Source organism: Cellulomonas sp. Root137, from assembly GCF_001426725.1.
Lineage (GTDB): Bacteria > Actinomycetota > Actinomycetes > Actinomycetales > Cellulomonadaceae > Cellulomonas.
The window spans coordinates 259,109-285,426 of sequence record NZ_LMFG01000002.1 but is presented as its reverse complement, the minus strand read 5'-3'; the positions used below and the strand labels follow the sequence as shown (position 1 = coordinate 285,426).

Here is a 26,318-nt window from a genome sequence, read left to right as displayed (position 1 = left end):
ACTACTTGGGCTGGACCGTCGTCGGGATGACGCCCTTGCGGCTGGCCAGCACCTGGTCGACGATCCCGTACTCCAGCGCCGCCTGGGCGGTGAGGATCTTGTCGCGCTCGATGTCCTTGCGGACCAGCTCGATGTCGCGGCCCGTGTGGTGCGCGATGGTGAGCTCGAGCCACTCGCGCATCCGGATCAGCTCGTTGGCGTGGATCTCGATGTCGGACGCCTGCGCGTAGCCGCCACCCTCCATCGCCGGCTGGTGGATGAGCACGCGCGCGTTGGGCAGGGCCAGGCGCTTGCCGGGCGAGCCCGCCGCGAGCAGCACGGCCGCCGCCGAGGCAGCCTGCCCGAGGCAGACCGTCTGGATGTGCGGCTTGATGTACTGCATCGTGTCGTAGATCGCCGTCAGGGCCGTGAACGATCCGCCGGGCGAGTTGATGTACAGGATGATGTCGCGGTCCGGGTCGGTGCTCTCCAGCACCAGCAGCTGGGCCATGACGTCGTCGGCCGAGGCGTCGTCCACCTGCACGCCGAGGAAGATGATGCGGTCCTCGAACAGCTTGGTGTACGGGTCCTGGCGCTTGAACCCGTAGGCCGTGCGCTCCTCGAACTGCGGCAGCACGTACCGGGCGGCGGGCGAGGACGGCGCGAGGCCGCCCGGCCCCGCCAGCATCCCGGCGCGCGCCATGAACTGGGACTCCATGCTCATGAGCTTCTCCTCAACGATCTGAAAGTCGGACGCCGTCAGGCCGTGCCGCCGCCGCCGGCGACCGAGTCGGCCTTCGTGACGACCTTGTCCACGAAGCCGTACTCGAGCGCCTCGGGGGCGGTGAACCAGCGGTCACGGTCGGCGTCGGCGTTGATCTGGTCGACGGTCTTGCCGGTCTGGGCGGCGGTGAGCTCGGCGAGCACGTTCTTCATGTGGAGGATCAGCTGGGCGTTGATCCGCACGTCGGTCGCGGTGCCGCCGATGCCGCCCGAGGGCTGGTGCATCATCACGCGGGCGTGCGGCAGGGCGTAGCGCTTGCCCTGGGCGCCCGACGAGAGCAGGAACTGCCCCATCGACGCGGCCATGCCCATCGCGATCGTGGCGACGTCCGGCTGGATGTACTGCATGGTGTCGTAGATCGCCATGCCCGCGGTGATCGAGCCACCGGGCGAGTTGATGTACAGCCAGATGTCCTTGTCGGGGTCCTCCGCGGCCAGCAGCATCATCTGCGCGCAGATGGCGTTGGCGTTCTCGTCGCGCACCTCGGAACCGAGCCAGATGATGCGCTCGCGGAGCAGTCGGTTGTAGATGGAGTCATTGAGGCCGAAGGCCGGGCCGTCCGCCCTGGCCATCATCGGCACTAGCTCGTTCACGAAGGCTCCCTCATCTGACGGTGACGTCTGTCCTGCACCGCGCGGTCTCCCTGTCGGGGACCCGCGCGATGCAGTGACCCTAACGCGCAGCGGCACCCGTCCATGGCCCCGCACCGAGCGTTTTCGCTGACGGCAGAGCCCGGCGCCGTCGACCCGGGAGAACGCCGAAGGCCCCGCACCGGGCATCGGTGCGGGGCCTTCCGGAGCGCGGCGTCAGGCCTTGGCGTCCTCGGTGGGCTCGGCGTCGTCGAACACGTCGAACGCCGAGATGTCGGCCGCGGCGTCGGTCGGGGCCGAGGTGACCTCTGCGGCCTCGGCGGCGTCCTCGGCGTCGGACCCGATGAACTCGGACAGGTCCACGGCCTGGCCGGAGCCGTCGGTGACGGCGACGCGGCGCAGCGCGACGGCGAGCGCCTTCGAGCGGGCGACCTCGGCGACCATCGTCGGGATCTGGCCCTGCTGGTCGATGGTCTGGATGAAGGTGTTCGGGTCCATGCCGTACTGGCGCGACGCGTTCACCAGGTAGTCGAGCAGCTCGTTCTGGCTGACCTTGATCTCCAGCTGCTCGGCGAGGGTGTCCAGGAGGATCTGGTTGCGCAGCGCGGTGGTGGCCTGCTCGCCGACCTCGGCGCGGTGCTCGTCGTCCTCGAGCCGGCCCTCACCCTCGAGGTGGCGGTGCACCTCGGCCTCGACGACGCCCGACGGGACGGGGATCTCGGTGGCGGCGAGCAGCTGCTCGAGCAGCAGGTCGCGGGCCTGCACGGCCTGGTTGGACGCCTTGATGCTGGACGCCTGCGTGCGCAGGTCCGCCGTCAGCTCCTCGAGCGTGTCGAACTCGCTGGCCAGCTGGGCGAAGTCGTCGTCGGCGTCGGGCAGCTGACGCTCCTTGACCGTGGTGGCGGTGACGCTCACCTGGGCGGTCTCGCCGGCGTGCTCGCCGCCCGCGAGGGCCGTCTCGAACGTGGTGGTCTCGCCGCCCGACAGACCCGTGAGCGCCTCGTCCAGGCCCTCGAGCATGTTGCCCGAGCCGATCTGGTAGCTGACGCCGGACACGGTGTCGACCGGCTCGTCGCCGATGGTGGCGGTGAGGTCGATGACGACGAAGTCGCCCTCGGCCGCGGGGCGGTCCACGCCGACCAGGGTGCCGAAGCGCTCGCGCAGGGCGTCCAGGCGGGCGGCGACGTCCTCGTCGGAGACCTCGACGTCGTCGACCGTGACGGCGATGCCGTCGAGCGCCGGGACGGTGATCTCGGGGCGGACCTCGACCTCGGCGGTGAAGTGCAGCTCGCCCTCCTCGCCGGCGGGCGCGGCGGTCAGGCCGGGGATCTTGGTGACCTCGACCTCGGGCTGGCCCAGCGGGCGCAGCTTGTTCTCGCGGACGGCCTCGGCGTAGAAGCCGGACAGACCCTCGTTGATCGCGTGCTCGAGGACGGCGGGACGACCGACGCGCTGGTCGATGATGCGCGGCGGCACCTTGCCCTTGCGGAAGCCCGGGACGACGACGTCCTGAGCGATGTGCTCGTACGCGTGCTCGATGCTGGGCTTGAGCTCGTCGTAGGTCACCTCGACGGTCAGCTTGACCTTGGTGGGCTCCAGGGTCTCGACGGCGCTCTTCACTTCGATGGTCTCCAACTGATCGGGGCGGGCGCCGGCGACTCCGGCGATCTCCGGTGCTTCGGGCCGCGCGCCGTCGCACGCCCGAGAACGGGCCGACGACCGCACGCTGGCGACCCTCGACCTTACGCCACGGCGGGCGGCGGTCCCAAGCCGAGAGGCTGTGGGACCGCCCACGCCGGTCGTCCCGTCATCGAGCGAGACCCGCGACCTCCGTGATGACCGACACCGCGCGGCCCACGCCGTCGTGCTCCGCGTACTCGGCCGCGAGCTCGCCGGCCCGCCGTGCGAACGACGGGTTGTCCAGCAACCGCCGCACACCGTGCCGGACCGCCTCCGACGTCGTCGCGTCCGTGACCTTGTCGGTCGGGAGCGCGAGGCCGACGCCGGACCACGCCACGCGCGCACCCACCTCGGCCTTGTCCTCCGACCGGCCCGCGACGAGCACGGGGACCCCGGAGGCGAGCGCCTGCTGGACACCGCCGAAACCGCCGTTGGTGATCATCACGTCGACCAGCGGCAGGAGGCGGTCGAACGGTACGAACGGGGTGGCCCGCACGTTCGCCGGGTAGTCGGCGGGCTCGGCGGTCGCGATCACCAGGACGTCCTCGTCGGCGAGTCCGTCGATCGCCGGCCAGAGCAGCCGCTCCGGGTCGGTGGCGACCGTCCCCTGCGTGACGAGCACGACGGGACGACCCGTGGCGCGCGCCTCGCGCACGTTGTCCCACCAGGCGGGCGGTGCGAAGCGGTCGACGCCCGCCGGCAGGAACGGTCCGACCATCTCGACGTTCTCCGGCAGGTCGCTGCGGGGGTACTCGAACGACGGCACCGACGTGTGCAGCACCCGCGTGGCGGCCGTCTGCACCCAGTCGAGGAAGAACCCGTCGGGCACCGGCAGGCCGGCGTCGGCAACCACACGCTCCGCCGCCTTCTGCGAGTCCCGGAACAGCACCTTCTCGATGAACCAGCCCAGCGCCGCGTAGCGCAGACCGTCGAACCCGGTCCGCGGCGGCTGCAGACCCAGGCCGAACGGGGCGGTGTCCTTGCTCGAGATCGCCAGCGGCGAGACGGAGAAGAGCACGGACGGCAGGTCGTTGCGGCGCGCGGCGATCGCTCCCGCGATGAACCCGTTGTCCATGACGAGGACGTCGGGCCGCTCGGCGGCGACGATGCCGTCCAGGTCGGCCAGGAAGCCCGGGACCGTGCCGACGAAGTGGTGCCGCACGTCCCACTGCAGCCGCTTGATGCCCGGGGGCGGTGCGCCCTGCGCGACCGACCACGCGTCGAACTCCGCGTCGTCGAGGTCGCGGCCCTGCACGATCGGTGCGTGCTTGGCACCGGTCGCCAGGACCGCCTCGGCGAACTTGGTGCCCGTGTAGACCACGACCTCGTGGCCTTCGGCGACGAGCGCACGGGCGAGCGGCAGCGCAGGGCGCACATGGCCGGTGACGGGGGTGAGGGTGAACAGGATCCTGCTCATGGGGGGATCTCCCAGGGGTGTCGGGGAAACAGTCCCTGAACAAGACCCTGGGCGATTCGCCCTGATACATCCCGGGCTCAGTCGCGGCGCAGGATCCTCGCGCGCAGGCGCTCGCGCCGGTCGGCGAAGCGGTTCCACACGGTCTTCTGGAAGACCAGCGTCAGCCAGCCGGCGAGGGCCATGCCCACGATGTTGATGCCGAGCTGGAGCGCGCTTCCGCGGACCTCGACCAGCTGCCCGAACGCCAGGCCCAGCGCGACGTTGCCGGCGGCGGGCACGGTGGTCACCGAGATGAACGCTCCCGCGAGCCCACCGACCCGCGCCGACGTGAGCGACAGCACCCCCGCCGCCCCGGCGATGACCGCCACGATGAACGACCACTTGTCGGGCGTGTAGATGAACTCCGTGCCTGGGCGGGGAGCGGTGACCTGCTCGAGCGTCACCCAGCCGAGCTGCTTGGCCACGAGCGCCGCCACGCAGGTCAGGAGGATGGCGAGGACGAAGCCGACCACCAGCGTCCAGAGCGCCATCCGGAGCAGGTGGAAGCGGCGGCGGACCAGCGCGATGCCGAGCGCGGCGATCGGCACGAACTCCGGCCCGAGCACCATCGCGCCGATGACCAGGATCTGCGAGTCGAGCACGATGGCGATGGCGGCGATGAGCGTTGCCAGGCTCATGAAGCTCAGGTACGTCCAGTTGAGCTCGGACTCTGCATAGGCACGCCGCGTGACGTCGATCCACACGACGGCGTCCGCGCTGCTGCCCGGGGCGAGCCGTTCGGCGTCGTACCCGGGCTGCGACACCCAGGTGTCGACCGGCTCGATCGTCAGCGTGCCCTCGCGCTGGACGCCGAGCTCCAGGAGCTCGTCGCAGAGGTCGTTGGCGGCCTCGCGCGCCACGTCCGCGAGCACGACGTCGCCCTCGGGTCGCCGCGACGCACCGTCGAGGACCGCCAGGCTGCTCACCGCGGGCGCTCGCTCGAGGACGGCGACGACGCCGCTGGTGAGGTCCGCCGGGACCGCGATCCGCAGGTGCAGCACGGGGTCAGTGTGTCGTCGTCCGGCGGGCGATCGTGGGAGCCGCTCCGCTCTGCGCGGCGGACCGCCCCATGATCACACCGTCGGGGTGGCGGGATTCGAACCCACGACCTTCCGCTCCCAAAGCGGACGCGCTACCAACCTGCGCCACACCCCGTGCGCACCCGACCGCGGCCCTGGCGGGCGAGGTGGGTGCACGAGACGTCCTTGCGCACCCGGTACCCTGGGTGCCGCGGTCCTGGCTCCCAGAGCCAGGACCTGTGCGGACGTAGCTCAATGGTAGAGCCCCAGTCTTCCAAACTGGCTACGCGGGTTCGATTCCCGTCGTCCGCTCCCGGGGTGGCTCGTGTGTCACGGACGTCGAGGAAGCTCGCCGACGACGTCGGGCGAGCTGTGCCGTGGATGGAGGCGCCGGCCCTGCGCCAGCGCTGACGCTGACGCTCGCCGTGGGGGTGCCTCAGGGGCGGGTGCCCTGCTGACCACGTCACCGTGGGTCGGCGACGATGCGGCCCGCAGACCGACCCGATCGTTGGGCTCAGCTTCCGCGAACCCCGGCCGATCAGGACGGATGCCCGCGTGTGCAACGTCGCCAGCGACGCACCTGCGGTGCGCTCGGGCGCCACAGTCACATCAGGAGCCCTCCGATGACCTTCTCCACCCGGTTCGCCAAGGCCTCGATCCGCACCAAGATCCTGGGGCTCGTCGCCGTCTTCGCCGTCGCGGCGAGCGCCCTCGGTGCGTTCGCCGCCCTGCAGGTGCAGCACATCAGGGACGACGCCACACAGATGGCGGCCACCCAGGCCAGCGTCGGCACGTCGCTCACGACGCTGAAGGACGCGCTGTGGACGGTGCGGATGTACATCCCGCTCGTGATGGCGTACGAGGGTGAAGGCAAGCAGGCGCAGTTCGACAAGCTGCAGGACGCGTACGCCGCGATGGACTCGGCCTCCGCCGACTTCGCGACCGCGTTCCAGACCGCCAACGGGGGCGACCTGCCGACCAACTGGGACGAGTTCACCACGTCGTGGACCGACTACCGCGCCATGGTGGACGGCGACCTCATGGCCGCCGCCATGGCGGACGACCGACCGCTGTTCGCGGAGGTGCGTGCCGGCGGCGCGGCCGACCTGGGTGCCGCGATGATCGGCAACCTGACCGAGGTCGACGCGGAGGTCACCGGGTCCATGGACGCCATCACGGACCGAGTGGAAGCCGAGGCCTCAGCGGCGATCAGGTGGACCGTGGTGATCCTGCTTGTCGGGGTCGCGCTGGCGAGCCTGCTCGGGGTGATGCTTGCCGGTTCGATCCGACGCGCCGTGGTGGACGTCAAGCGTGCCGTTGACGCGATGGCGACCGGCGACCTCACCGTCCGGGCCACCGTGCGCTCCGGGGACGAGATCGGCCAGATGGCGACGGCGCTCGGCGTCGCGCAGACCGCGCTGCGAGCGGTGATCGCCAAGGTGATCGAGATGTCGCACACCGTGGCCGCCGCGGCCGAGGAGCTCTCCGCCGCCAACACCCAGGTCGCCGCTGGTTCGGAGGAGACCAGCGCCCAGGCCGGCGTCGTGGCCGCAGCCTCGGAGCAGGTGTCGCGGAACGTGCAGACCGTGGCGGCGGGCGCGGAGCAGATGAGCGCCTCGATCCGGGAGATCGCGCAGAGCGCCAACGACGCTGCTCGGGTCGCCGACCGGGCGACGGGGGTCGTCGCGAGCACCAATGCGACGGTCGGCAAGCTCGGCATCAGCTCGCAGGAGATCGGCAACGTCGTCAAGGCGATCGCGTCGATCGCGGAGCAGACGAACCTGCTGGCCCTCAATGCGACCATCGAGGCGGCCCGCGCCGGCGAGTCGGGTAAGGGGTTCGCCGTCGTCGCCGGCGAGGTCAAGGACCTCGCGCGCGAGACCGCGCAGGCGACCGAGGAGATCACCCGCCAGGTCGAGGCGATCCAGGCCGACACCGGCGACGCGGTCGACGCGATCGGTGAGATCTCCGCGATCATCGCGTCGATCAACGACTACCAGACGACGATCGCCGCCGCGGTCGAGGAGCAGACGTCCACCACCAACGAGATGTCACGCTCGGTCACGGAGGCCGCAACCGGGTCCGAGGAGATCGCCGTGAACATCTCCGGGGTCGCGTCCGGCGCCGCGTACTCGTCCGAGACGCTGGTGCAGATGGGCGCGTCCGTCCACGAACTGGCGCAGTTCTCCGCCGAGCTGCGCCAGGAGCTCGCGGCCTTCACCTACTGACACCAGGGTCGCCGTGCGCGGCGCCGCGCACGGCGAGCCGGTGCGAAGATGCCGGTCATGACAAGGACCGTGGTGGTCAGCGGTGGCGGGTCCGGGATCGGCCGAGCGGTTGCGATCACGCTCGCCGAAGGTGCGAGCCACGTGACCGTCGTGGGCCGACGCACCGGACCGCTCGAAGCACTCGCCGAGGCGCACCCGGGGACGATCGACCTCGTCACCGCCGACGTCTCGACCCCGGACGGCGCCCAACGCGTCGCCGACCACCTCGCCACCTCCGGGCACGGTTGCGCGGGAGTGGTCGCCGCGGCCGGCGGACTGTCGCCGCGCCACGCCCCAGGCGACGGTCTCTCGGCGGTCGAGGCCGCCTGGCAGGCAGCGTTCCGGAGCAACGTGCTCACCGCAGTGCTGCTGATCGAGGCCCTCACACCCGCTTTGCGGGAGGCGTCCGGGCGGGTCGTGCTGTTGTCCTCCGTCGCGGCACTGCGCGGGCGAGGCGCGGGCCACTACGGTGCGATGAAGTCCGCACTCCACGCGTGGATGTTCGACCTCGCACGCGACCTCGGGCACCACGGCGGCACGGCGAACGCGGTCGCCCCCGGATTCGTCCCTGACACCGAGTTCTGGGTCGGGCGCCTTGACGACGACGTGATCCGCAGGAAGTCCCTCGAGACTCTCGTCGGCCGACCGGGCACGACACACGAGGTCGCGTCGCTCATCGCCTGGCTCCTGGGCCCCGACGGCGGATGGGTCACCGGCCAGATCCTCTCGCCCAACGGCGGATCGACCCTCGGCCGCTGAGGACATCGGGCCGACGGCAGGAGCTCAGCGCATCGCGATGCGTCCTTGCCGCGACGCGGGTCGTCGCACTCCGAGGCGGAAGTACGGGATCTCCCGGACGGGCACGAACCCGAGCGTGCGGGCCAGCCGGTACGAGCCGGCATTGCTGGCCCTGCAGGACCACACGGGCGTCAGTCCCTGCAGGAGGGTGTCGGTGATCATCCGGCGAGCGACAGCGGTGGCCAGCCCTTGCCTACGGGCGTCCGGCGCCGTCTCGATGCCGAGCTCGATCTGGCTACCCGATCGGAACGACGAGAACGCCATGGCACCGAACGCCCCGTCGCGTTCGGCGACCCATCCACCGCCGTTGGCCAGGAACTGCTCCGCGTTCCGCCAGAACTCCACCGGGATCACCGACCCGGGACGGGCGAAGTCAGCGGCTGTCGCGGGTCGAAGCGTCCAGCTGTCGGACGTCGCCGTGTCCACTCCACCCGCGAGGAACTGATCCCGGTCGAAGTCGAAGTTGACCCGCACGTGCTCGTCCACGCTGTCGATGCCGAGCCGCTCGCGCCATGGCAGGTGAGCCCAGCGCGGGTCGACCTGCAGCCACTCGTCCCGGGTCCAGTACGTCCCCTCGACGAGCCTGGAGACGAGCTCCTCGAACGCGTCGTCGACCCGCTCCCCCCAGATGAGCGACATCCCGTACGAGTGGATGACATGTGCCGCGCCGACCCCGACGTCGGCCGAGACCCAGACCGATCCGTCAACGACGTCGTCCACGACCGCCCGTGCGAACCCCACGTTGATCTGCACCTGCGCCAGGCTTGCGCTCAGCGCGCTCGCGTCGATCCTGCCGGTCACCCAGAACCCTTCCTGTGTCGCTGTTCGTCGAGCTGATGCCGACGGGGTGTGGGCCTCCCGGCCGATCACCGTCGACCCAGCTCGGGCCGTAGTGAGTAGTCGGTGAACCCGATCACGTTCTCCCACGGGTCCTGGACCTCGAACGCCCACCCCGTGCGGATCGCGAAGGGCGGCGCGATCGAGCGGATCCCCCTGACCGCCAGCTCCTCAGCGGCCGCTCGGGCGTCACCGACCTCCAGCCACACCTTCTGCCCGCCGGCTCGGGGCTCCTGCACCGCCCGGATCCCCAGGCCGGGCGTCTCGCCGCCGAGCTGCAGCAGCGCCGTGTCGATCGCGTCGAAGCGCATCCGCACCGGCAGCCCCAGGCCGTCCTGGTAGAAGGTCACGGCCTCGTCGAGGTCACCGACCTCCACGAAGACGTTGTCCACACCCAGCACTCTCATCCTCGGCACTCTCCCTGGTGACTCATGTGCGGTCCGTCGCGTCCAGCGACCACCCTGCACCAGATCGATCCATCGGAGAACCGGATGGATCAGCCTCCGATTCCCTACAGGGCCAGGTGACCTGCTAGGTCATACAGACCTATGTCACACTGGACTAGTGATCGACATCCTCATCCTCGGTGTGCTGCGGAACGGCCCGGTGCACGGGTACGAGCTCAAACGGCGTGTCCAGCGCCCGACGCTGCGGCCCCTGAGCAACAACTCCCTGTACCCGCTGCTGCGCCGCTTCGAGGAGCGGGGCGCGGTGACCAAGCAGGTCGAGACCACGGAGGGCCGTCCGGCCCGGAAGACCTACGCCATCACCGCCGCGGGGCACGCGCTCTTCCATGAGCTCATCACCACGCTCAGCGCCGACGAGGCCGGCCAGGACGAGGAGTTCCTCCTGCGCGTCGGCTTCTTCGACGAGATGACGCTGGCGGAACGGCTCGCGGTGCTCAGCGCGCGCGACGCCGCGCTCGAGGAGCAGCTGGCACAAGCCACCCAGCTGCTGGCCAGCGTGCAGGACCCCGCGGGGTGGCGCGCGCGCTCGATGGGGCACCTGCTGGATCGGCTGGGACGGGACCGGGCGTTCGTCGCCGAGCTCGTCGAGGTCGCCGGCCGCGACAGCGACGCCAGGTGACGAGCACCGGCGTCGAGCGAGGCGTCGAGACAGTCACCCTTGGCTCGGTCGCCCGGTTCGGCCTGCTGGTCGGTCCGGTGCTGAGCATGCTCGACTCGAGCGTCGTGAACGTGGCCGTGCCCGTCATCGCCGACGACCTGGGAGCCGGTCTGCGCGAGGTGCAGTGGGTGGTCAGCGGCTACTTGTTGGCCCTGGGTCTCTCGCTCGCCGCGACGTCCTACCTCGCTCGGCGGTTCGGCACGCTGCGGGTCTACACCGTGAGCGCGGTCGCGTTCGTCGTCGTGTCCGCTGGGTGTGCGCTCGCCCCGAGCGTCGGGGTCCTGATCGGGCTGCGGGTGGCGCAAGGCCTCGCCGGTGCGCCTCTTGTTCCTTTGGCGCTGAGCATCCTGCTCGGCAGCGCGGGGGCCCGGCGAAGCGCCATCCCGGTCTCGGCCGCGCTCGTCCTGTTCCTGGCACCGGCGCTGGGCCCGACCCTGGGCGGCCTGCTGCTCGTCGGCGGGCACTGGGAGTGGATCTTCCTGGTCAACGCGCCGATCGGCGCACTGGGTGTCGCGGCCCTGCTGCGGGTGCCGCGCGGGGTGGGTTCACCGGCAGACCCCCACGTCCGGTTCGACCCGGCCGCGTTCGCCGTGCTCGCCACCGGCCTGGTCCTGGCGCTCTTCGGGGCGGTCGAGGGCACCGCGTCGGGGTGGGCCGCTTTCGAGTCCGGCGGCAGCCTCGTCGCCGGACTGGCGCTGCTGGCCACGTACATGCTCTGGGCGCCGCACCGCCCGCATCCACCGGTGGACCTGGCGATGGTGCGGGAGCGGCGCGCAGCGCTCGGCCTGGGGCTGCAGGTCATCTGCTCCGTGGTGGCGTTCGGCACGGTGTTCCTCATGCCCGTCTTCACCGAATCAGTGCAGGGCCACACCGCGATGCAGACCGGGCTCGCGCTGTTGCCGCAGGGGGTGCTCATGGGTGTCGGGACGTGGGCGGGGCAGCGCCTGGCGCCCCGCGTGCCGCTGCGCACCCTGGTGACCGGCGGCTTCGTGGGCCTGGCCGCGGCGAGCCTGCTGCTCCTGACCCTGGAACTGTCGACCCCGCTGTGGGTCGTTGCCGCGATCCTGTCCGGGAGGGCCGTCGCGGTCGGGTTGGTCACCACTCCCCTGCTGGTGGCCATGCTGGCCCCGCTGACCGAGAGCCAGCTCGCCGACGGGAACACGCTGTTCAGCATCGTCCAGCGGGTCGGGGGCTCGGTCGGCGTGAGCCTGCTGGCCGCGACAGTTGCCGGAGCGACAACCCGGGCGCTCGCGGTGGACCGCTTCCATGTGGCCGGTGCCGTGCTGATCGCCCTGGCGGCTCTCGCGGCGGTCGGGTCGTTGTTCCTCGGTGAGATCGGACCGGCCCGGCCCACGGCTGAGCTGCCTGGTGGGAGCATCTCGCCGTGAGCACACGGCATGACTTCCAGGACGCCCTCAAGCCGCTCGACGCCTCGGGGATCCGGGACTTCCTGACCGCTCACTCGGGCCTGCCCGGCCCGCGGGCCAACGTGGAGCTGATCGCCGCCTTCGGCGACGTCGCTCCGCCGGGGGTGATCCTCGACCTGGTCAGCTCGGACGACGAGTACCTCGCTGCGTGTGCCGCCGCGGCCCTGGGGAGGCTGGTGGCCGACGCCGACGACGAGCGACGGGCCGACCTTCTTCAGGTGCTGCACGCCGAAGCCCGGGACGCGAGGTGGCGGGTCCGCGAAGGAGTCGCCATGGCGCTGCAACGCCTCGGCGACTCGGACGGCGCCGTCATGCGCGGCGTCGTGGCCTCCTGGGCGGCTGACCCCGATCCGCTCGTCCAGCGTGCCGCCGTCGCAGGGATCTGCGAGCCGCGACTGCTGAAGGACGACAAGACCGCACTGGTCGCCCTCGACGCGTGCCGGAGCGCGACCGACTCGCTGGCTCGCCGGCCGATGTCCGACCGGCGCAACACGGATGTCCGCGCTCTACGGCAGGGGCTCGGGTACTGCTGGAGCGTCGCGATCGCAGGCGACCCCGAGCACGGACTCCCGGCCTTCGCCCAACTCGAGACCTCGTCAGACTCCGATGTCCGCTGGATCGTGCGAGAGAACCGGAAGAAGGCACGCTTGACACGCCTGCTCCCGAAGCCCGCTGAGCCGCTCTAGGTCAGCGCTTCCGTGTGGGGGCCAGGAGCCGGAGCCGAAGCTGCGCACCTGGAGTCGCCGGCTTCGCACCGCGGCATCAGCGTCGAATGGGACGGCTGCGAGTGGCTCCGCTGACGACGTGCTCGCGCGGTGCGGGTTCGATTCCCGTCGTCCGCTCCTCATGTGGTGACAACTCGGGGTGGGTGGCGGACGCTTCCGGCCCGGCTCCGGCGCACGCCCGCGGCCTCACGCGACCGGTCCGGTGGATTCGCGCAGCCGCAGCTCGGTCGGCAGGACGACCCGGACAGGTGGACCACCCGTCGTTCCTCGCACCGCGGCCTTGAGCAAGATCTCGACCGCCGCCCGCCCGACGTCGGCATGCGCACCGCCGAGCGTCGTCAGACGTGGCGTGCACAGGTCGGCGGCGAAGATGTCGTCGAACCCGACGACGGAGACGTCGGCCGGTACCCCGATCGAGCGCTGCTGCAGGCGCTGCACGACGCCGATCGCGAGCAGGTCGTTGTGCGCGACGAAGGCGGTCGCCCCTGTCCCCAGCGCCGCGTCCGCCGCGAGGCCGCCCTGTGCCACCTTGGGCGTGAACGGCCCGACCCGGTCGGCGCGCATGCCGGCGTCCTCCGCAGCCGTGCGCAGCGCTGACCACCGGGTGGTGGCCATCCACGAGCTGCGCGGGCCGGCCAGGTAGACGAGGTGCTGGTGCCCGAGCGAGTGCAGGTGTTGCACGATCTGACGGCAGCCTTCAACACCAGGACCGGGCACTACGAGGACAACATCGTCGCGTACGCCGAACTCCTTCCCTGAGGCGCAGGATCCCGCGAGTGCCAGTCCAGCAGTGGAGACCACTTGGCACGGAGACCACGATCAGTGAGCTGACGTTCGGACGGAGCTCCATCCGCGCAATCGGGCGGCGACTCCGCCTGAGGGCGAAGACCCGGCGGTCGCCGCGCTCACGTTCATGGTGTTCGTCCTGGCCGACAACCCCGTGCCTGGCGACACTCGCCGAGCAGGTGCGACTCTTGGGTGCCTCGAGCTCAGCCGGTCGGCTGCGCCGGATGTCCACTCGCACGGTGACGCGTCGCGGGAGCAGCCCGGCGATCGGCGGCACAGGTGTCCTACCTGGCCTACCTGGGGCTCGTGGCCAGCTGCTCGTCGAGCGCGGCCATGAGTCCCCGCGCCTCCTCGACGTCCCATGGGGTGCCGGCCAGCTCGAACTCGAACAAGACCGGCCGCCCAGACCGCGTTGCGACGAGTCGCGCTGCATGCTGGTAGTACGACCCGAAGTTCCGATTCCCGGACCCCATCACGGCCACCAGCCGCCGCCTGTTCACCGCTGACGCCAGGAACCTCCGCACGGCTTCGGGGATCGTGTCGTTGTCAGGGTTGCCCGTCTTGTACGACGGCGTCAGCAGGACCCACGGACCGTCGACCTCTGCCAGGCGGTGCTCGCGCTCAGCCAGGTTGAACGCGGGTCGGCCCAGCCGATCGACGAACGCGCGGACCAGGCCGGACGACGATGAGTAGTAGTAGATCGGCGTCTGCCTCATCACCGTAGGCAACCACCCCGCAGAGCCACGCGCCCGGGACCATTGGGCGGACAGGTGCGTGGCCCTCGCAACCGCAGTCGACGGGTGCGTCGCGAACCGCGCGACCTACCTCTGCGCGGCGTCGGCGACGAGGCCGTGGCGGCCCGGGCGCTGCGGGATCTCTCAGTTGCCGTCAGGTGGTTGCCGCTCCCGCACGGTCGAGTGGCTCGGGCAAGGCCTGCCAGCTTGCGCGTGAGTTCCCGCAGAGAGTCGAACGCCGCGCCCATCGGTTCGGAGGTGATGGCGCCCCGGTTCAGTGACTCGTACGCTCCGAAAGTGGATGCCGTCACCGCCGCCGCACTGCTAGAGGTCGCCGAGGACGCCCGCGCACGCGCCCGGCAGCAGGACCCGGCCGCGAACGGTCCGGTGGAGGATCGCTATCCCGCGATGCTCGAGGCGCTCGACTGGCACCTCGCCGTCGGGCAGCCGGAGGCGGCGTTCCGCCTGGCGTCGGCGCTCGTGCCGTTCTGGATCTCGACCTCGCGGATCGACGACGGCGACGCGTGGTTCGAGCGGGCCCTGGGGACGGGTGCCGGCGACGAGGCAGCGCGTGCGAGGGCGCTCTACGACCACGGCTACGTCGTCTTCTGGACGGGTCGGTACGAGCTGGCGAACCAGCGGTTCACCACGGCCCTCGCGTTGGCAGAGGCGGTCGGTGACCGCTCGCTCCAGGCCCTCGTCCTCGCCGGGTCGGCTCGCGTGGCGTTGACCACCGACGTGGACCACGCAGTACGCCTGCTGCGTCAGGCGCTCGCGGTCACCGACGGACGTCCTGACAGCGATCCCGGGCGGTCCAGCAGCCTGCACGTGCTGGGCGTGGCACTGCAGATGTCGGGCGACCTCGAGGCGGCGCGCGAGGTGATGTCGGCCCGCCTGTCGATGGGTCGGTCGACGGGCGACGAGTTCGTCGTCTGGTCGGAGTCGGCCAACCTCAGCATGGTCGAGCGCCGGCTCGGCAACCTGGAGCGCGCGGAGGAGCTCGCCCTCCAGTCGCTCCGGATCAGCGCCGCACGCGGCGCCGAGATGCCGATCGCCTGGACCCTCAACAGCCTCGCCGCGGTGACCGCGGCCGCGGGCGACCACGAGCGCGCAGCCACCCTGCTCGGGGCGGCGGCCGCGATGCTCGGGCGTGCCGGGGGCGAGTGGCCTCCCGACGAGCGCGAGCAGCACGAGGAGTCGCTGGCCGCGGTGGCGGCTGCCCTCCCCCCGGACGTGCTCGACGCGGCGCTCGCTCGCGGGGCCGGGCTCTCGGTCACCGACGGCGTCGCGTACGCGCTCCGCGGCTGACCGGACCTCTACGGTGGTCCGGTGGGTACCGCGCTGATCACCGGGGCGGCCGCCGGGCTGGGGCAGGAGTTCGCGTGGCAGCTCGCCACCGCCCGCCACGACCTGGTCCTCGTCGACAGGGACTCCGAGCGGCTCGATCGGCTGGCCGGTCGGCTGCGCGGGGCTGCGGGCGTCCACGTCGAGATCCTCGTCGCGGACCTGTCGGTCCGCAGCGACGTCGAGCGCGTCGCCGAGCGGCTCCGGTCGACGGAGCGCCCGGTCGGGCTGCTCGTCAACAACGCCGGCGGCGCCGCCGGACAGCGGTTCGTGGACGGCGACCTCGAGCGCGAGCAGGCCGTGCTCGACGTCATGGTCCGCAGCGTCATGGTGCTGTCGCACGCCGCGGCGGGCCAGATGACCGCGCGCGGGCGCGGCGCCATCCTCAACGTCGCGTCGGTCGCCGCGCTCATCACCCTCGGCACGTACTCCGCGCACAAGGCGTGGGTCCGGACGTTCACCGAGGGCCTGGCGGTCGAGCTGCGGGGCACCGGGGTCACCGCGACCGTCGTGTGCCCCGGGTTCGTCCACACCGAGTTCCACGACCGCGCCGGCATCGACATGTCGTGGCTGCCGGAGATCGCGTGGCTGCACGCCGACGACGTCGTCGCCACCGCCCTCGCCGACGTGAGGCGCGGCGCCGTCATCTCCACGCCGAGCCTGCGGTACCGGCTGGGGTCGGGCGCAGCCCGGGCGATGCCCCGCTCGGTCGTGCGCGCGATCGGGGCGCCGCGGTCGATCCCGGGCGTGAGGCCTCGTCGCCACTAGCGTGGGCGGCGGTACGCACGCGGTCGTGCTCCTGGAACGGGGATGGCGTGGCGGGTCCGCTGATTGCTACGAAGCTGCACGTCCCGACGCTGCGCCGGGGTCTGGTCGCCCGCCCACGCCTCCTCGAGCGTGTCGGCCCCGGGGTCGACGCGAGGCTGACGCTGGTGTGCGCTCCGGCGGGGTTCGGCAAGTCCACGCTCGTGGCGGAGTGGGTGGCGGGCGCTCCCGCCGACGGGCGCGCCGTGGCGTGGCTCTCGCTCGACTCGTCGGACAACGACCCCGCGACGTTCTGGAGGTACGTCCTCACCGCGCTCGCGGGCGCGACGGACGGCGCGTGCTCCCGTGCGCTCGACCTGGTCACCTCCTCCCCGACGGCGATCGACCTCGTCCTCACCACGCTCCTCAACGAGCTGGCCGCGACGCCGGGTCAGGTCTGGCTGGTCCTCGACGACTACCACCTGGTGGACGACCCCGAGATCGCCCGGGGCATGGCCCTGCTCCTCACGCACCTCCCGCCACAGGCGCACGTCGTGCTCTGCACCCGGGTCGACCCCGATCTGCCGCTGGCGCGCTGGCGGGTGCACGGCGACCTGGTCGAGATCCGTGCCGCCGACCTGCGGTTCACGCTCGACGAGGCGACGGCGTATCTCGGTGAGGCCACCGGGCTGCGACTCCCGGCTGACGACGTGGTGGCCCTGGAGCAACGCACCGAGGGCTGGATCGCCGCGCTGCAGCTGGCCGCGCTCTCCCTCCGAGGACGGGACGACGTCCGCGGCTTCATCGACCAGTTCACCGGCACCGACCGCTACCTGGTCGACTACCTCGTGGAGGAGGTGCTGGCGCACCAACCGGCGGCCGTGCGCGACTTCCTCCTGCGCACCGCCGTCCTCGACCGCCTCACGGGCGCACTGTGCGACGCGGTCGTCGGCGGCGACGACGGCACCCGCCTGCTCATGACCCTGGAGCGGGAGAACCTCTTCCTCGTCGCCCTGGACGACCGGCGCGAGTGGTTCCGGTACCACCACCTGTTCGCCGACGTGCTCCGGGTGCGGATGCTGGCCGAGCAGCCGGACCTGGTCCCGGAGCTGCACCGCCGGGCCAGCCTCTGGTACGAGGCGAACGGCTCGGCCGACGAGGCCGTCAGGCATGCGCTGGCGGCGCGGGACATCGACCGCGCGGTCCACCTCATGGAGCTGGCGGTCCCTGACATCCGACGGCACCGGCGCGAGGCGCTGCTGCTCGGCTGGTTGAGGGTGCTTCCCGACGAGGCGGTCCGACGCAGCCCGCTGCTCAGCGTCTTCTTCGCCTACATGCTCATGATCTCGGGGGATCTCGATGCCGTCGGCGAGCGCCTCGACGACGCCGACCGCGCGCTGGCGAGAGCACCGGGCGGACCTGCACCTTCGCCGGCCGAGGCCGAGGAGCTCCGGACCCTCCCGGCGACGATCGCGGTGCACCGCGCCTCGCTCGCACAGGCCCGCGGCGACGTGGCGGGGACCGCAGAGCACGCCCGGCGCGCGCTCGAGCTGGCCGGCCCCGACGACCATCTCGCACGCGGGGGCGCATCGGGATTCCTCGGCCTGGCGGCGTGGGCCCGGGGCGACGTTTCCTCGGCGCTCGAGACGTTCACGGAGGCCGTCGGCAGCCTGCACGCGGCGGGCAACCTCGTGGACGAGCTGAGCAGCACCCCCGTGCTGGCGGACATGTGGCTCGTGGCCGGTCGGCCCAGCGCGGCGCGCGCCCTCTACGTGCGGGCGCTCGAGGTGAGCGCGGCGCACGACGGGCCTGTCCTGCGTGCGACTCCCGCCCTCCATGTGGGGCTCAGCGAGCTGGACCTGGAGGCCGGGGACGTCGCGGGTGCCACGCGACACCTCGAGGAGGCCGCGGCACTCGGCGAGGGCGCGGCCATGGCCGAGAGCCGGTTCCGATGGTTCGCGTCGATGAGCCGCGTCGCCGCGGTCGAGGGTGATCCGGAGCGGGCCGTCGACCTGCTGCACCAGGCCGAGCAGCTCTATCGACCGGGCTTCTTCCCCGACCTCCGTCCGATCGCCGCCATGAGGGCGCGCGTCTGGATCGCGCAGGGCAACCTCGCCCCAGCGGCGGACTGGGCGCGTCAGCGGGGTGTGTCCGCCACGGACGAGGTCGCGTACCTGAGGGAGTTCGACCACCTGACGCTGGTGCGGCTGCTCGTCGCCCAGCACCGGGCGCACCCGGACCCCGACGCCCCGGACCGCGCGATCCGCCTCCTGGCGCGGCTCCAGGAGGCGGCCGAGCGCACCGGACGCGACGGAAGCCTCCTCGAGATCCACCTGCTCACGGCGCTGGCGCAGGACTCGCAGGGAGCCCGCCGGGACGCCCTGCGCACGCTCGGCCAGGCCTGGAGCCGGGCACCGGAACCGCAGGCGTACGTGCGTCTCTTCCTGGACGAGGGAGCCCCCCTGCGGGAGCTGCTCCGAGCCGTCGACCGCCGTGATCCTGCCGGCGAGCACGCGCGTCGCCTGCTCGACGTCGCGGCCTCGAGCGACGACCGCACCGGCACCGAGGTCCAGAACCCGTCGGTGGAGCAGCTCAGCGCGCGCGAGCTCCAGGTGCTCAGGCTGCTGGACAGCGAGCTGACCGGCCCGCAGATCGCCCGCGAGCTGTTCGTCACGCTCAACACCCTGCGCAGCCACACCAAGCGGATCTTCACCAAGCTCGGAGTCACCAGCCGGCGGGCGGCGGTCCTGCGCGCACACGAGCGTGGCGTGCTGTAGCCGGACCGGCGGCATCACATCGCCTCTCACCTCAGGTGGTGATGCCTGACCACCAGCCCGGTTCCTACGTTCAGGTCGTGCCGCGGCGCCCCGCCACGGACCCGAACCAGGGAGCCGGACATGTCCATCACCACCTCGACGCTCACCCGGGCGGCCGGCCTCGCGGCCGTCGCCGCGGGACTGCTGTTCATCACCGTCCAGATCAACCACCCGCAGCTCGACGCCGACTTCGTCACGACGACCGAGTGGCACGTCCGCCAGAGCATGAAGGTGCTCATGGCCGTCCTGGCGCTCGCCGGGATCACCGGCATGTACCTGCGCCAGGTGAGGCAGATCGGCGTCCTCGGCCTGGTCGGCTACCTCGTCGCGGCCGGCGGCTACCTGGTCATCATGTGCTCGGAGGTCATCGGCCTGGTCGTCCTGCCGGCCATCGCGCACAGCACGCCGGGCTACGTCAACGACATCCTCGCCATCGCCACCGGGGGCTCCCCGACCGGTGACGTCGGCTCGTTCATGACCCTCAACCTGCTCGGCGCCTTCGGCTACGTCGTCGGCGGCCTCCTCTTCGGCATCGCGCTCTACCGCGCGAACGTCCTCGCCCGCTGGGCCTCGGTGCTCCTCGCCGTCAGCACGGTGGCCACCCTCGCCATCCCCCTGCTCCCCCAGGTCAACCAGCGGCTGTTCGCCATCCCCGACGGCATCGCGCTCGTGGCCCTCGGCTACTCGCTGTGGCGCGACCAGCGCACGTCGACAGGGCCGGCGACGCTCGCCCCGGTGGGCGCGCAGCTCGACGCGGCCGGCGCCAGGTGACGGTCCACCCCCAGCCCGCCCGCCCGGTCGGCACGACCGACCGGGCGGGTGCGGCCGTCGTCTACACGCTGCGGGTCACGGGACACCTGGACCCCCACTGGGCGCCCTCGCTGGGCGGCCTGACCCTGACCCACGACGACGACGGGGCGACGAGCCTCACCGGCGTCGTCGCCGACCAGGCCGAGCTCCACGGGCTGCTGGCCAGGATCCGCGACCTGGGCGTCACCCTGGTCTCCGTCGGGATCGTCGATCCCGTGCGGGGGCCGGGTGGCGGTGGCTCAGCAGCTACCCCGGACTGATCCCGTCGAGGACCCGGTGGAGCCCCCAGACGTACTGGGCCTCGGAGACGTAGCCGGCCATCACGGAGGCGGCGGCCGCCGTGCGGGGCAGGTGCGTCGCCGGGATCGCTGCGAAGGCGTCCAGGCGGGCGGCGATGCGGTCCTGCTCGGGCGGCATCGGTGCGACCCCGTGCTGGTCGGCCACCTCCATCGCGATCGATCCGAAGGCGTAGACGATCAGCAGGTAGGCAGCACGTGCGGCGTCGGCGGGGTCCAGGCCGGCGTCGGCGAGCAGCTCGAGCAGGCGCTCGTTCAGGGCGAGCGCGTGGGGTCCGTCCATCGGACCACCGATCATCAAGGGGACCGCGCCGGGGTGCGCCAGGAGCGCGCGGCGCAGCTCCACGGCCAGGGCGGCCACGCGGTCGCGCCACGAGCCGGCGTCGTCACCGGACGCGGTGTGGTCGACCTCTCCGAGGAGGCGCTCGACGACACCCTTGACGACGGCGGCCTTGTCCGGGAAGTACGTGTAGACCGCGTTCGGTGCCACGCCGACCTTGGCCGCGATACCCCGGATCGACGCCGCGGACGGGCCGCTCTCGTCGAGCAGGGTCAGCGCGGCGGACACGATCTGGTCCTGGGTGAGGGCGCGTCGCGGCCCCGTCCGACCTGGCGTGGGTGCTGCGGACATCGGGGTTCCTCTCGCCTCTTGACTTCCTGTTGCACACCGTACACTGTTTGCACACCGTACAAACACTGTACGGCGTGCAGACAGGGGAACATGATGACCAGCACTACCGTCGGGCTCCGCCGGATCACCGGCGGGTTGTTCGTGCTCGGAGCACTCGCGTTCGGGACGGCAGCCAGCGTGCTGTCCTCGTCGTTCGAGTGGCCGGACATCCTGCGCGAGCCGGCCGCGGTCGTCCTGCCGGCGTTCGTCGCAGGCGGTCCGAGCCTGGTGTGGACGTGGTTCGCGACGGCGTGGACGTACGCGATCCTGCTCGTCCCGGTCCTGCTGCTCCCCGCGGCGCTGGGGCGACGTGACGACCCCGCCCTGCGCGTGGGCACCTACCTCGGCGCGGCCTCGGTCCTGCTGTCCCTGATCGGGTTCCTGCGCTGGGTGTTCGTCGTGCCGCCCCTCGCCGACGCCTACGTCGGAGGCGACGCCATCACCAAGGCCGCGGTCGACGCCGCGTGGACCGCCCAGCACCAGTTCGGCGGGGCGCTGCTCGGCGAGCACCTGGGCCAACTGCTCGTCATCGCCTGGTCGGTCATCGTGTGCGTGATCATCCTGCGCACCCAGGCACTGCCCCGCTGGCTGGGGGTCTCGGGGCTGGTGGTCAGCGCGGCCTACCTGCTCAACCAGGGCGACATCCTCGCGACCGCGCTCCCCGGCTTCCCGGTCGTGGACCTCGCCGGCCTGCTCGGGAGCACCGGCTGGGGGCTGTGGGTCGCCGCGCTCGGGGTCACCCTGCTCGTCTCCCGCGCACGCTCGACGACGACGCCGCCACGCGTCCTGGCCCACGCGACCGCCCGCGCATGACCTCCACCACCGAACATCCCTCGGCACCACCAGGCTCCAGGAGACGCACCATGTCCGTGTCCCAGCCGTCCCGGTCGACCGTCACCCGCACCTGGTGGACCTGGTTCGCAGGGTTCCTCGCCTTCCCGATCGCGGGTGTCGCGGGGACCGCAGCAGCCGGCCGCGTCGACAGCCCGGTCGCCGCCCTGGTGGGCGGGACCGTCGCCGGCGTCGTCATCGGCGCCGCCCAAGCGCTCGTGAGCCGTCGCCGTCTGGATCCGCGGCGCTGGATCCCGGCGACCGCGCTCGGCACGGGCCTGGGCCTCCTCCTGGGCGCGACGATCGTCGGCTACCGCACGTCCCTGCCCGACCTCGCGCTCATGGGCGCTCTGACCGGCGCGGTCCTGGGCCCGTTGCAGGCCCTGGCACTTCCCGCCCGGACGCCAGCTCGCTGGCTCTGGGCTGCGGCGATGCCTGCTCTCTGGGCGTTGGGGTGGTCCGTCACCACGCTGGACGGGATCGGCGTCCACGAGCAGTTCACCGTGTTCGGCGCCTACGGGGCCGTGACCGTCTCGGCCCTCTCCGGGCTGCTGCTCGCGCGCCTCGTGCCCACGCACGCCGTCCTCCCCCCCGCGCCCACCCCCGTCCCCCTGGACGTGGCGTCATGACCGCGGCGCGGCACGTCGTCTTCGGCACCGGCGCCATCGGCATGGCCACCCTCCACGCCCTGCGCCGCCGCGGCGAGACGGTCCGACTCGTCAACCGCTCCGGCCACGCGCGCGTCCCCGACGACGTCGAGGTCGTCGCCGGCGACGCCCGCGACCCCGCGTTCTGCACCGCCGTCACCGCCGGCGCCGCCGTCGTGTACCAGGCCCTCAACCCGCCGTACGCCGAGTGGACCGCGCAGTTCCCCGCGTTGCAGGCCGGCGTGCTGGCCGGCGCGCACGCTGCGGGAGCGCGCCTGGTCAGCATGGAGAACGTCTACATGTACGGACGTCCCGACGGTCACCCCCTGACCGAGGACCGCCCGTACGCGGCGCACACCACCAAGGGCCGGCTGCGCGGCGCGATGGCACGAGACCTCCTCGCTGCCCACCGCGACGGACGCGTGCAGGTGGCGATCGGCCGAGCGTCGGACTATTTCGGCCCCGGCGGCGGTGCGCAGTCCAACCTCGGCGACCGCGTCTTCCCGGCGGCATCGCGCGGGAGGACCGCCACCGTGCTGGGCGACCCGGACCAGCCGCACACCTACACCTACATCCCCGACATCGGCGAGGGCCTCGCCCTCCTCGGGGAGCACCCCGACGCGCCCGGCCGGGTCTGGCACCTGCCCAACGACCCGCACACCCGCACCACACGGCAGCTCGTCGAGACCGTCTACCGGCTGGCCGGGCACCGCACGAGGCTGCGCCGGGTACCCCCGCTCGTGCTCCGCGGCCTGGCCCTGACCAACCCCACGGTGCGCGAGCTGCTCGAGATGCAGTACCAGTTCGACGAGCCGTTCATCGTCGACAGCACCCAGGTCGTCACCACGCTCGGCGCTCGCGCGACCCCGCTCGACGACGCCCTCGCTGCCACCCTCACCAGCTACCACCCCTGACCCAGGAGAACCACGATGGATGCGATCCGCGGCCCGATGGCCGGTACGACCGTGCTCGTGACCGGCGCGACCTCGGGCATCGGCAGGGCGACGGCAGTCGGCCTCGCCGCGCTCGGTGCCCGCGTCGCGGTGACCGGCCGCAGTCGCGAGCGCGCCGAGGAGGTGGCGCGAGGGATCCGCGCCTCCGGTGGTCTGGCAGACGTGTTCGTCGCGGACCTGTCGTCGCAGGAGCAGGTGCGGCAGCTCGCCGACGACGTGCTGCGCGCCTGCCCTCGGCTCGACGTGCTGGTCAACAACGTCGGGGGCTACTGGAACACCAGGCACGTCACGGCCGACGGACTCGAGCGCACCTTCGCGCTCAACCACCTGGCGCCCTTCCTGCTGACGAACCTCCTCCTGGACCGGCTCGCGCAGACGGCCCCGGCCCGGATCGTCACGGTCTCATCGAACGCGCAGGCCCAGGGCCGGATCGCCTTCGACGACCTCCAGGGCGAGCGGTCCTACTCGGGCTCGCGCGCCTACAACCAGTCCAAGCTCGCGAACGTCATGTTCACCTACGCGTTGGCCCGGAAGCTCCGGGGCACCGAGGTCACCGCCAACGCCCTGCACCCCGGCGTGGTCAGCACCTCCTTCGGCGCGGACGACCCCGGTCGCGTCCAGCGCGCACTCGTTCCCCTGGTCCGGCCGTTCATGCGGACTCCCGCGCAGGGCGCAGTCACGTCGATCCACCTGGCGTCGGCCCCGGAGCTCGCACACGTCACCGGCCTCTTCTTCGCCAACAGCAAGCCCAAGAGATCGTCCGCGCAGAGCTACGACGAGGACGCCGCGACCCGGCTCTGGCAGCTCAGCGCCGACCTGGTCGGTCCTCTGTCGGCCTAGGTCGCGCCGTCGTCTCGGCCGCGGGGGGTCTCCGCCCCTGCGGTCCGGCCCGACCTGGGAGATGATGGCCAGGCGTGGGGAAGCACGGCGCGATCATCGCCTCGAGCTCATCAATGACACGCGAACCCGGAGCACCATGGCTCTCCACTTCGTCGCAGGGCGTGCGTCCATCGCGGCAGCACGGGACTGGATCGACGCCGAGGCGCTGCTCGGCGGCCTGGTGGCCATCGACGCGCCCCTCCTCCAGCTGCTGAGCAGCGAGCTGATCACCAACGCGGTCCAGCACGGGCCTGCGTCCGGCGACGTCACGATCCGTGTGCGCGACGTCGACGGTCAGGTGCGCGTCGAGGTCGACGACGAGAGCTCCAGCCCGCCCCGGCTCCGCGACGTCGACCCCGCCGCCGTGGGTGGCCACGGCATGAGGCTCGTCGATGCCTACGCGACCCGGTGGGGCTGTGACCTGAGGGGTGCGGACGGGAAGACGGTGTGGTTCGACCTGCCGCGCGACGACACGCTGCGCCTCCTGAGCGGTCAAGCCTGAGCGATCAGGCCCGGTCCTCGGTCGCTCGCTGCGGGACGTGCCGGTCCAGGAACGCGTACACCTCGCGGGCGTCCACGCCTGGGAACGCCCCCGTGGGCAGCGCGGTGAACACCTGCTGGTGGATCCGCGCGCTGGGCCACGACGCGTCCTGCCAGCGCGCCGCCGCGGATGCCGGTGGACGACGGCAGCAGGCCTCGTCCGGGCAGGTCGACTGGTGGCGCTCCTGTGTGTCCCGGCCGCGGAACCAGGTCGCGGACGCGAAGGGGACGCCGACGGTGAGCGCCATCTGCCCGGTGGTGCCGGACCCCGTCTGCGTCGAACACCAGAACGTCCCGGCCGGGGTATCGGTGTACTGGTACGACTCAGACGTGCGGTCGCGCCGGGTCAGCGCGCGCCGCACCCCCCAGCTGCGGCACACCAGCTGGCCCTCGATCGCGCCGGTCACGTCCGTCGGCAGAGGCAGCCCGTCGTTGGCGTACGCGCGGTAGATGGCACCGTCACCGCCGATCCGCAGGAAGTGCACGGGGATGCCGAGGTGATGGGTGACCAGGCTGGTGAACCGTTGCGCGGCGGCCTCGTGCGTGACGCCGAACGCGTCGCGCAGGTCCTCGATCGCGAGGTCCTTCTCCTTCTTGTGCTGCTGGAGGTGCTCCACGGCGGCCGTCTCGGGCATGAGACAGCAGGACGCGAAGTAGGTGGTCTCCATGCGCTGCCGCAGGAAGTCGTCGTACGACGTGGGCCGCTCGTGCCCGAGCACCCGGTGCGCGATGGCCTGCAGCGCGAGCGAGCGCAGCCCGTGGCCGCCGGGGGTCGACGCCGGCGGCAGGTAGACGCGGCCGTGCTCGAGGTCGGTGACGGTCCGGGTGGAGCTCGGCAGGTCGTCGACGTGGATGATCGCCAGCCCGAGCTGCTCGGCCATCCGCGACACCGCGCGGTGCGTCAGCGCGCCCGCGGTGTACCCGGCCTTGCGGGCCATGGACTCGGCGAGCCGCTCGATGTCCGGCAGGTAGTTGTCGCGCTGCTGGCGCTCGAGGCGAATCTGCGTGTTCGCGCGGCGGGCCTCCTCGGGGGTCGCGACGGCCTCCAGGTCGCGGCGGGCGAGCTCGGCGTGCAGGCCGACGAGGTGCTCGAGCACCGGCAGGGGCAACGACCGCCCCGGCCGCACGGGCGGCAGCGAGAGCCGCTCGAACCCCGGGGAGCGCTGCGCGCGGTCGAGCGCGATCTCGAGGGCCGCCCGGCGCGACGGCGGCTCGGCGTCGAGGAGGTCGGCGACCGTCACCCCCAGCGCGTCCGCCAGGGTGCGCAGCAGGGCGAGGCGCGGTTCGCGGTGTCCGTTCTCGAACAGGGACAGCAGGCTCGGCGTCACGCCGACCTGCCGCCCGAGGGCGTCGAGCGTGAGACCCCTCGCCGTGCGCAGGTGACGCAACCGCCGTCCGAGCGTGAGGGCGTCCGGCGCTGCGTGCGAGCCACCGCTGTCGGGATCGATCTCTGATGCGACCACAACGTGACTCTATGTCAACATCGGCCAAAATTGACAGGCTGCCTTGGCGGCAGATCGGCGTGCCTTGACGTGACGATGGGTGTGCACGAGCGCCGTTGCTCGCAGCACCGAAGGAGAT

26 protein-coding genes and 2 tRNA genes are annotated in these 26,318 nt (G+C 72.0%); 16 read left to right on the top strand and 12 right to left on the bottom strand.

Annotated features, from left to right (window positions below):
* Window position 1: 1 nt before the first annotated feature.
* The 6 genes from ASD18_RS13810 to ASD18_RS13785 all read right to left on the bottom strand — a co-directional run bounded on the left by ASD18_RS13810 (window position 2) and on the right by ASD18_RS13785 (window position 5,644).
* Window positions 2-703, bottom strand: a complete 702-nt coding sequence (locus ASD18_RS13810; RefSeq protein WP_056092930.1) for an ATP-dependent Clp protease proteolytic subunit — start codon at window positions 701-703, stop codon at window positions 2-4.
* Between the two features lie 35 nt (window positions 704-738).
* On the bottom strand, window positions 739-1,356 hold the full coding sequence (locus tag ASD18_RS13805) for an ATP-dependent Clp protease proteolytic subunit (RefSeq protein WP_056092925.1): 618 nt from the start codon (window positions 1,354-1,356) through the stop codon (window positions 739-741).
* Between the two features lie 213 nt (window positions 1,357-1,569).
* Window positions 1,570-2,973, bottom strand: coding sequence for a trigger factor (tig, locus tag ASD18_RS13800; protein WP_056092922.1), 1,404 nt, complete (start codon window positions 2,971-2,973; stop codon window positions 1,570-1,572).
* A gap of 187 nt (window positions 2,974-3,160) precedes the next feature.
* A complete protein-coding gene (locus tag ASD18_RS13795; RefSeq protein ID WP_056092919.1) occupies window positions 3,161-4,450 on the bottom strand; it encodes a glycosyltransferase in 1,290 nt (429 codons plus the stop codon).
* A gap of 77 nt (window positions 4,451-4,527) precedes the next feature.
* The gene (locus ASD18_RS13790) at window positions 4,528-5,490 is read right to left on the bottom strand and encodes a DUF389 domain-containing protein (protein ID WP_056092916.1); all 963 of its coding nucleotides are present in this window, start codon (window positions 5,488-5,490) and stop codon (window positions 4,528-4,530) included.
* A gap of 80 nt (window positions 5,491-5,570) precedes the next feature.
* A tRNA-Pro gene (locus ASD18_RS13785) sits at window positions 5,571-5,644 on the bottom strand.
* Window positions 5,645-5,749: 105 nt separating this feature from the next.
* Between ASD18_RS13785 and ASD18_RS13780 the strand changes: the two genes are divergently transcribed.
* From ASD18_RS13780 to ASD18_RS13770, 3 genes are all read left to right on the top strand, one after another.
* Window positions 5,750-5,820, top strand: a tRNA-Gly gene (locus tag ASD18_RS13780).
* 311 nt (window positions 5,821-6,131) lie between these two features.
* The gene (locus tag ASD18_RS13775; RefSeq protein WP_056092915.1) at window positions 6,132-7,736 is read left to right on the top strand and encodes a methyl-accepting chemotaxis protein; all 1,605 of its coding nucleotides are present in this window, start codon (window positions 6,132-6,134) and stop codon (window positions 7,734-7,736) included.
* A gap of 57 nt (window positions 7,737-7,793) precedes the next feature.
* Window positions 7,794-8,534 (top strand): SDR family NAD(P)-dependent oxidoreductase, encoded by a 741-nt coding sequence (locus tag ASD18_RS13770; RefSeq protein ID WP_235522399.1) that lies wholly within the window; start codon window positions 7,794-7,796, stop codon window positions 8,532-8,534.
* Between the two features lie 24 nt (window positions 8,535-8,558).
* Here the strand turns inward: ASD18_RS13770 and ASD18_RS13765 are convergent, their stop codons facing one another.
* Entirely contained in the window at window positions 8,559-9,374 is an 816-nt protein-coding gene (locus tag ASD18_RS13765; RefSeq protein WP_056092907.1) for a GNAT family N-acetyltransferase, read from the bottom strand.
* A 65-nt stretch (window positions 9,375-9,439) separates the two neighbouring features.
* A complete protein-coding gene (locus tag ASD18_RS13760; RefSeq protein WP_056092904.1) occupies window positions 9,440-9,817 on the bottom strand; it encodes a VOC family protein in 378 nt (125 codons plus the stop codon).
* A 157-nt stretch (window positions 9,818-9,974) separates the two neighbouring features.
* Between ASD18_RS13760 and ASD18_RS13755 the strand changes: the two genes are divergently transcribed.
* Genes ASD18_RS13755 through ASD18_RS13745 form a run of 3 tightly spaced genes read left to right on the top strand, consistent with a single transcriptional unit; the run spans window position 9,975 to window position 12,648 of the window.
* On the top strand, window positions 9,975-10,496 hold the full coding sequence (locus ASD18_RS13755; RefSeq protein WP_056092900.1) for a PadR family transcriptional regulator: 522 nt from the start codon (window positions 9,975-9,977) through the stop codon (window positions 10,494-10,496).
* Window positions 10,493-11,923 carry a DHA2 family efflux MFS transporter permease subunit gene (locus ASD18_RS13750; protein ID WP_056092896.1) on the top strand — a complete coding sequence of 477 codons (1,431 nt, stop codon included), beginning with the start codon at window positions 10,493-10,495 and terminating at the stop codon, window positions 11,921-11,923. Before ASD18_RS13755 ends, ASD18_RS13750 begins: the two co-directional genes overlap by 4 nt.
* Complete coding sequence (locus tag ASD18_RS13745) at window positions 11,920-12,648, top strand: hypothetical protein (protein ID WP_056092893.1); 729 nt, start codon at window positions 11,920-11,922, stop codon at window positions 12,646-12,648. Before ASD18_RS13750 ends, ASD18_RS13745 begins: the two co-directional genes overlap by 4 nt.
* A gap of 225 nt (window positions 12,649-12,873) precedes the next feature.
* Here ASD18_RS13745 and ASD18_RS13740 read toward each other — a convergent pair whose 3' ends face one another.
* Both ASD18_RS13740 and nrdI read right to left on the bottom strand, forming a co-directional pair.
* Complete coding sequence (locus ASD18_RS13740) at window positions 12,874-13,368, bottom strand: LacI family DNA-binding transcriptional regulator (RefSeq protein ID WP_056092890.1); 495 nt, start codon at window positions 13,366-13,368, stop codon at window positions 12,874-12,876.
* Between the two features lie 398 nt (window positions 13,369-13,766).
* Window positions 13,767-14,189, bottom strand: a complete 423-nt coding sequence (gene nrdI / locus ASD18_RS13735) for a class Ib ribonucleoside-diphosphate reductase assembly flavoprotein NrdI (protein ID WP_056092887.1) — start codon at window positions 14,187-14,189, stop codon at window positions 13,767-13,769.
* A gap of 315 nt (window positions 14,190-14,504) precedes the next feature.
* Between nrdI and ASD18_RS13730 the strand changes: the two genes are divergently transcribed.
* The 5 genes from ASD18_RS13730 (at window position 14,505) to ASD18_RS13710 (ending at window position 20,181) form a co-directional block, all read left to right on the top strand.
* Complete coding sequence (locus tag ASD18_RS13730; protein WP_056092883.1) at window positions 14,505-15,515, top strand: tetratricopeptide repeat protein; 1,011 nt, start codon at window positions 14,505-14,507, stop codon at window positions 15,513-15,515.
* Between the two features lie 21 nt (window positions 15,516-15,536).
* Complete coding sequence (locus tag ASD18_RS13725; RefSeq protein WP_056092879.1) at window positions 15,537-16,319, top strand: SDR family oxidoreductase; 783 nt, start codon at window positions 15,537-15,539, stop codon at window positions 16,317-16,319.
* A 47-nt stretch (window positions 16,320-16,366) separates the two neighbouring features.
* Complete coding sequence (locus ASD18_RS13720; RefSeq protein ID WP_056092876.1) at window positions 16,367-19,072, top strand: LuxR C-terminal-related transcriptional regulator; 2,706 nt, start codon at window positions 16,367-16,369, stop codon at window positions 19,070-19,072.
* Between the two features lie 120 nt (window positions 19,073-19,192).
* Window positions 19,193-19,882, top strand: coding sequence for a hypothetical protein (locus tag ASD18_RS13715; RefSeq protein ID WP_056092873.1), 690 nt, complete (start codon window positions 19,193-19,195; stop codon window positions 19,880-19,882).
* Window positions 19,879-20,181 carry a hypothetical protein gene (locus ASD18_RS13710; RefSeq protein WP_235522398.1) on the top strand — a complete coding sequence of 101 codons (303 nt, stop codon included), beginning with the start codon at window positions 19,879-19,881 and terminating at the stop codon, window positions 20,179-20,181. The genes ASD18_RS13715 and ASD18_RS13710 overlap by 4 nt, the downstream gene beginning before the upstream one ends.
* Here the strand turns inward: ASD18_RS13710 and ASD18_RS13705 are convergent.
* Complete coding sequence (locus ASD18_RS13705; RefSeq protein WP_056092869.1) at window positions 20,168-20,848, bottom strand: TetR/AcrR family transcriptional regulator; 681 nt, start codon at window positions 20,846-20,848, stop codon at window positions 20,168-20,170. The genes ASD18_RS13710 and ASD18_RS13705 overlap by 14 nt on opposite strands.
* A 90-nt stretch (window positions 20,849-20,938) precedes the next feature.
* Between ASD18_RS13705 and ASD18_RS13700 the strand changes: the two genes are divergently transcribed.
* The 5 genes from ASD18_RS13700 (at window position 20,939) to ASD18_RS13680 (ending at window position 24,699) form a co-directional block, all read left to right on the top strand.
* Window positions 20,939-21,700 (top strand): DUF4386 domain-containing protein, encoded by a 762-nt coding sequence (locus ASD18_RS13700; protein ID WP_056092865.1) that lies wholly within the window; start codon window positions 20,939-20,941, stop codon window positions 21,698-21,700.
* Between the two features lie 50 nt (window positions 21,701-21,750).
* Window positions 21,751-22,347 (top strand): hypothetical protein, encoded by a 597-nt coding sequence (locus ASD18_RS13695; protein ID WP_056092861.1) that lies wholly within the window; start codon window positions 21,751-21,753, stop codon window positions 22,345-22,347.
* Window positions 22,344-23,279, top strand: coding sequence for an NAD-dependent epimerase/dehydratase family protein (locus ASD18_RS13690; RefSeq protein ID WP_056092858.1), 936 nt, complete (start codon window positions 22,344-22,346; stop codon window positions 23,277-23,279). Before ASD18_RS13695 ends, ASD18_RS13690 begins: the two co-directional genes overlap by 4 nt.
* Window positions 23,280-23,294: 15 nt before the next feature.
* Window positions 23,295-24,158: an SDR family oxidoreductase gene (locus ASD18_RS13685; RefSeq protein WP_156388016.1), complete on the top strand. Its 864-nt coding sequence runs from the start codon at window positions 23,295-23,297 to the stop codon at window positions 24,156-24,158.
* Between the two features lie 136 nt (window positions 24,159-24,294).
* A complete protein-coding gene (locus ASD18_RS13680) occupies window positions 24,295-24,699 on the top strand; it encodes an ATP-binding protein (protein WP_056092855.1) in 405 nt (134 codons plus the stop codon).
* 4 nt (window positions 24,700-24,703) lie between these two features.
* Here ASD18_RS13680 and ASD18_RS13675 read toward each other — a convergent pair whose 3' ends face one another.
* Window positions 24,704-26,200, bottom strand: a complete 1,497-nt coding sequence (locus ASD18_RS13675) for a helix-turn-helix domain-containing protein (RefSeq protein ID WP_235522397.1) — start codon at window positions 26,198-26,200, stop codon at window positions 24,704-24,706.
* Between the last annotated feature and the right edge of the window lie 118 nt (window positions 26,201-26,318).

Coding starts and splice junctions, on each gene's coding strand:
- ASD18_RS13700 (WP_056092865.1), top strand. CDS start 20,939: ATGATGACCAGCACTACCGTCGGGCTCCGCCGGATCACCGGCGGGTTG.
- ASD18_RS13795 (WP_056092919.1), bottom strand. CDS start 4,450: ATGAGCAGGATCCTGTTCACCCTCACCCCCGTCACCGGCCATGTGCGC.
- ASD18_RS13770 (WP_235522399.1), top strand. CDS start 7,794: ATGACAAGGACCGTGGTGGTCAGCGGTGGCGGGTCCGGGATCGGCCGA.
- ASD18_RS13695 (WP_056092861.1), top strand. CDS start 21,751: ATGTCCGTGTCCCAGCCGTCCCGGTCGACCGTCACCCGCACCTGGTGG.
- ASD18_RS13705 (WP_056092869.1), bottom strand. CDS start 20,848: ATGTCCGCAGCACCCACGCCAGGTCGGACGGGGCCGCGACGCGCCCTC.
- ASD18_RS13775 (WP_056092915.1), top strand. CDS start 6,132: ATGACCTTCTCCACCCGGTTCGCCAAGGCCTCGATCCGCACCAAGATC.
- ASD18_RS13680 (WP_056092855.1), top strand. CDS start 24,295: ATGGCTCTCCACTTCGTCGCAGGGCGTGCGTCCATCGCGGCAGCACGG.
- ASD18_RS13760 (WP_056092904.1), bottom strand. CDS start 9,817: ATGAGAGTGCTGGGTGTGGACAACGTCTTCGTGGAGGTCGGTGACCTC.
- ASD18_RS13810 (WP_056092930.1), bottom strand. CDS start 703: ATGAGCATGGAGTCCCAGTTCATGGCGCGCGCCGGGATGCTGGCGGGG.
- nrdI (WP_056092887.1), bottom strand. CDS start 14,189: ATGAGGCAGACGCCGATCTACTACTACTCATCGTCGTCCGGCCTGGTC.
- ASD18_RS13715 (WP_056092873.1), top strand. CDS start 19,193: ATGTCCATCACCACCTCGACGCTCACCCGGGCGGCCGGCCTCGCGGCC.
- ASD18_RS13690 (WP_056092858.1), top strand. CDS start 22,344: ATGACCGCGGCGCGGCACGTCGTCTTCGGCACCGGCGCCATCGGCATG.
- ASD18_RS13685 (WP_156388016.1), top strand. CDS start 23,295: ATGGATGCGATCCGCGGCCCGATGGCCGGTACGACCGTGCTCGTGACC.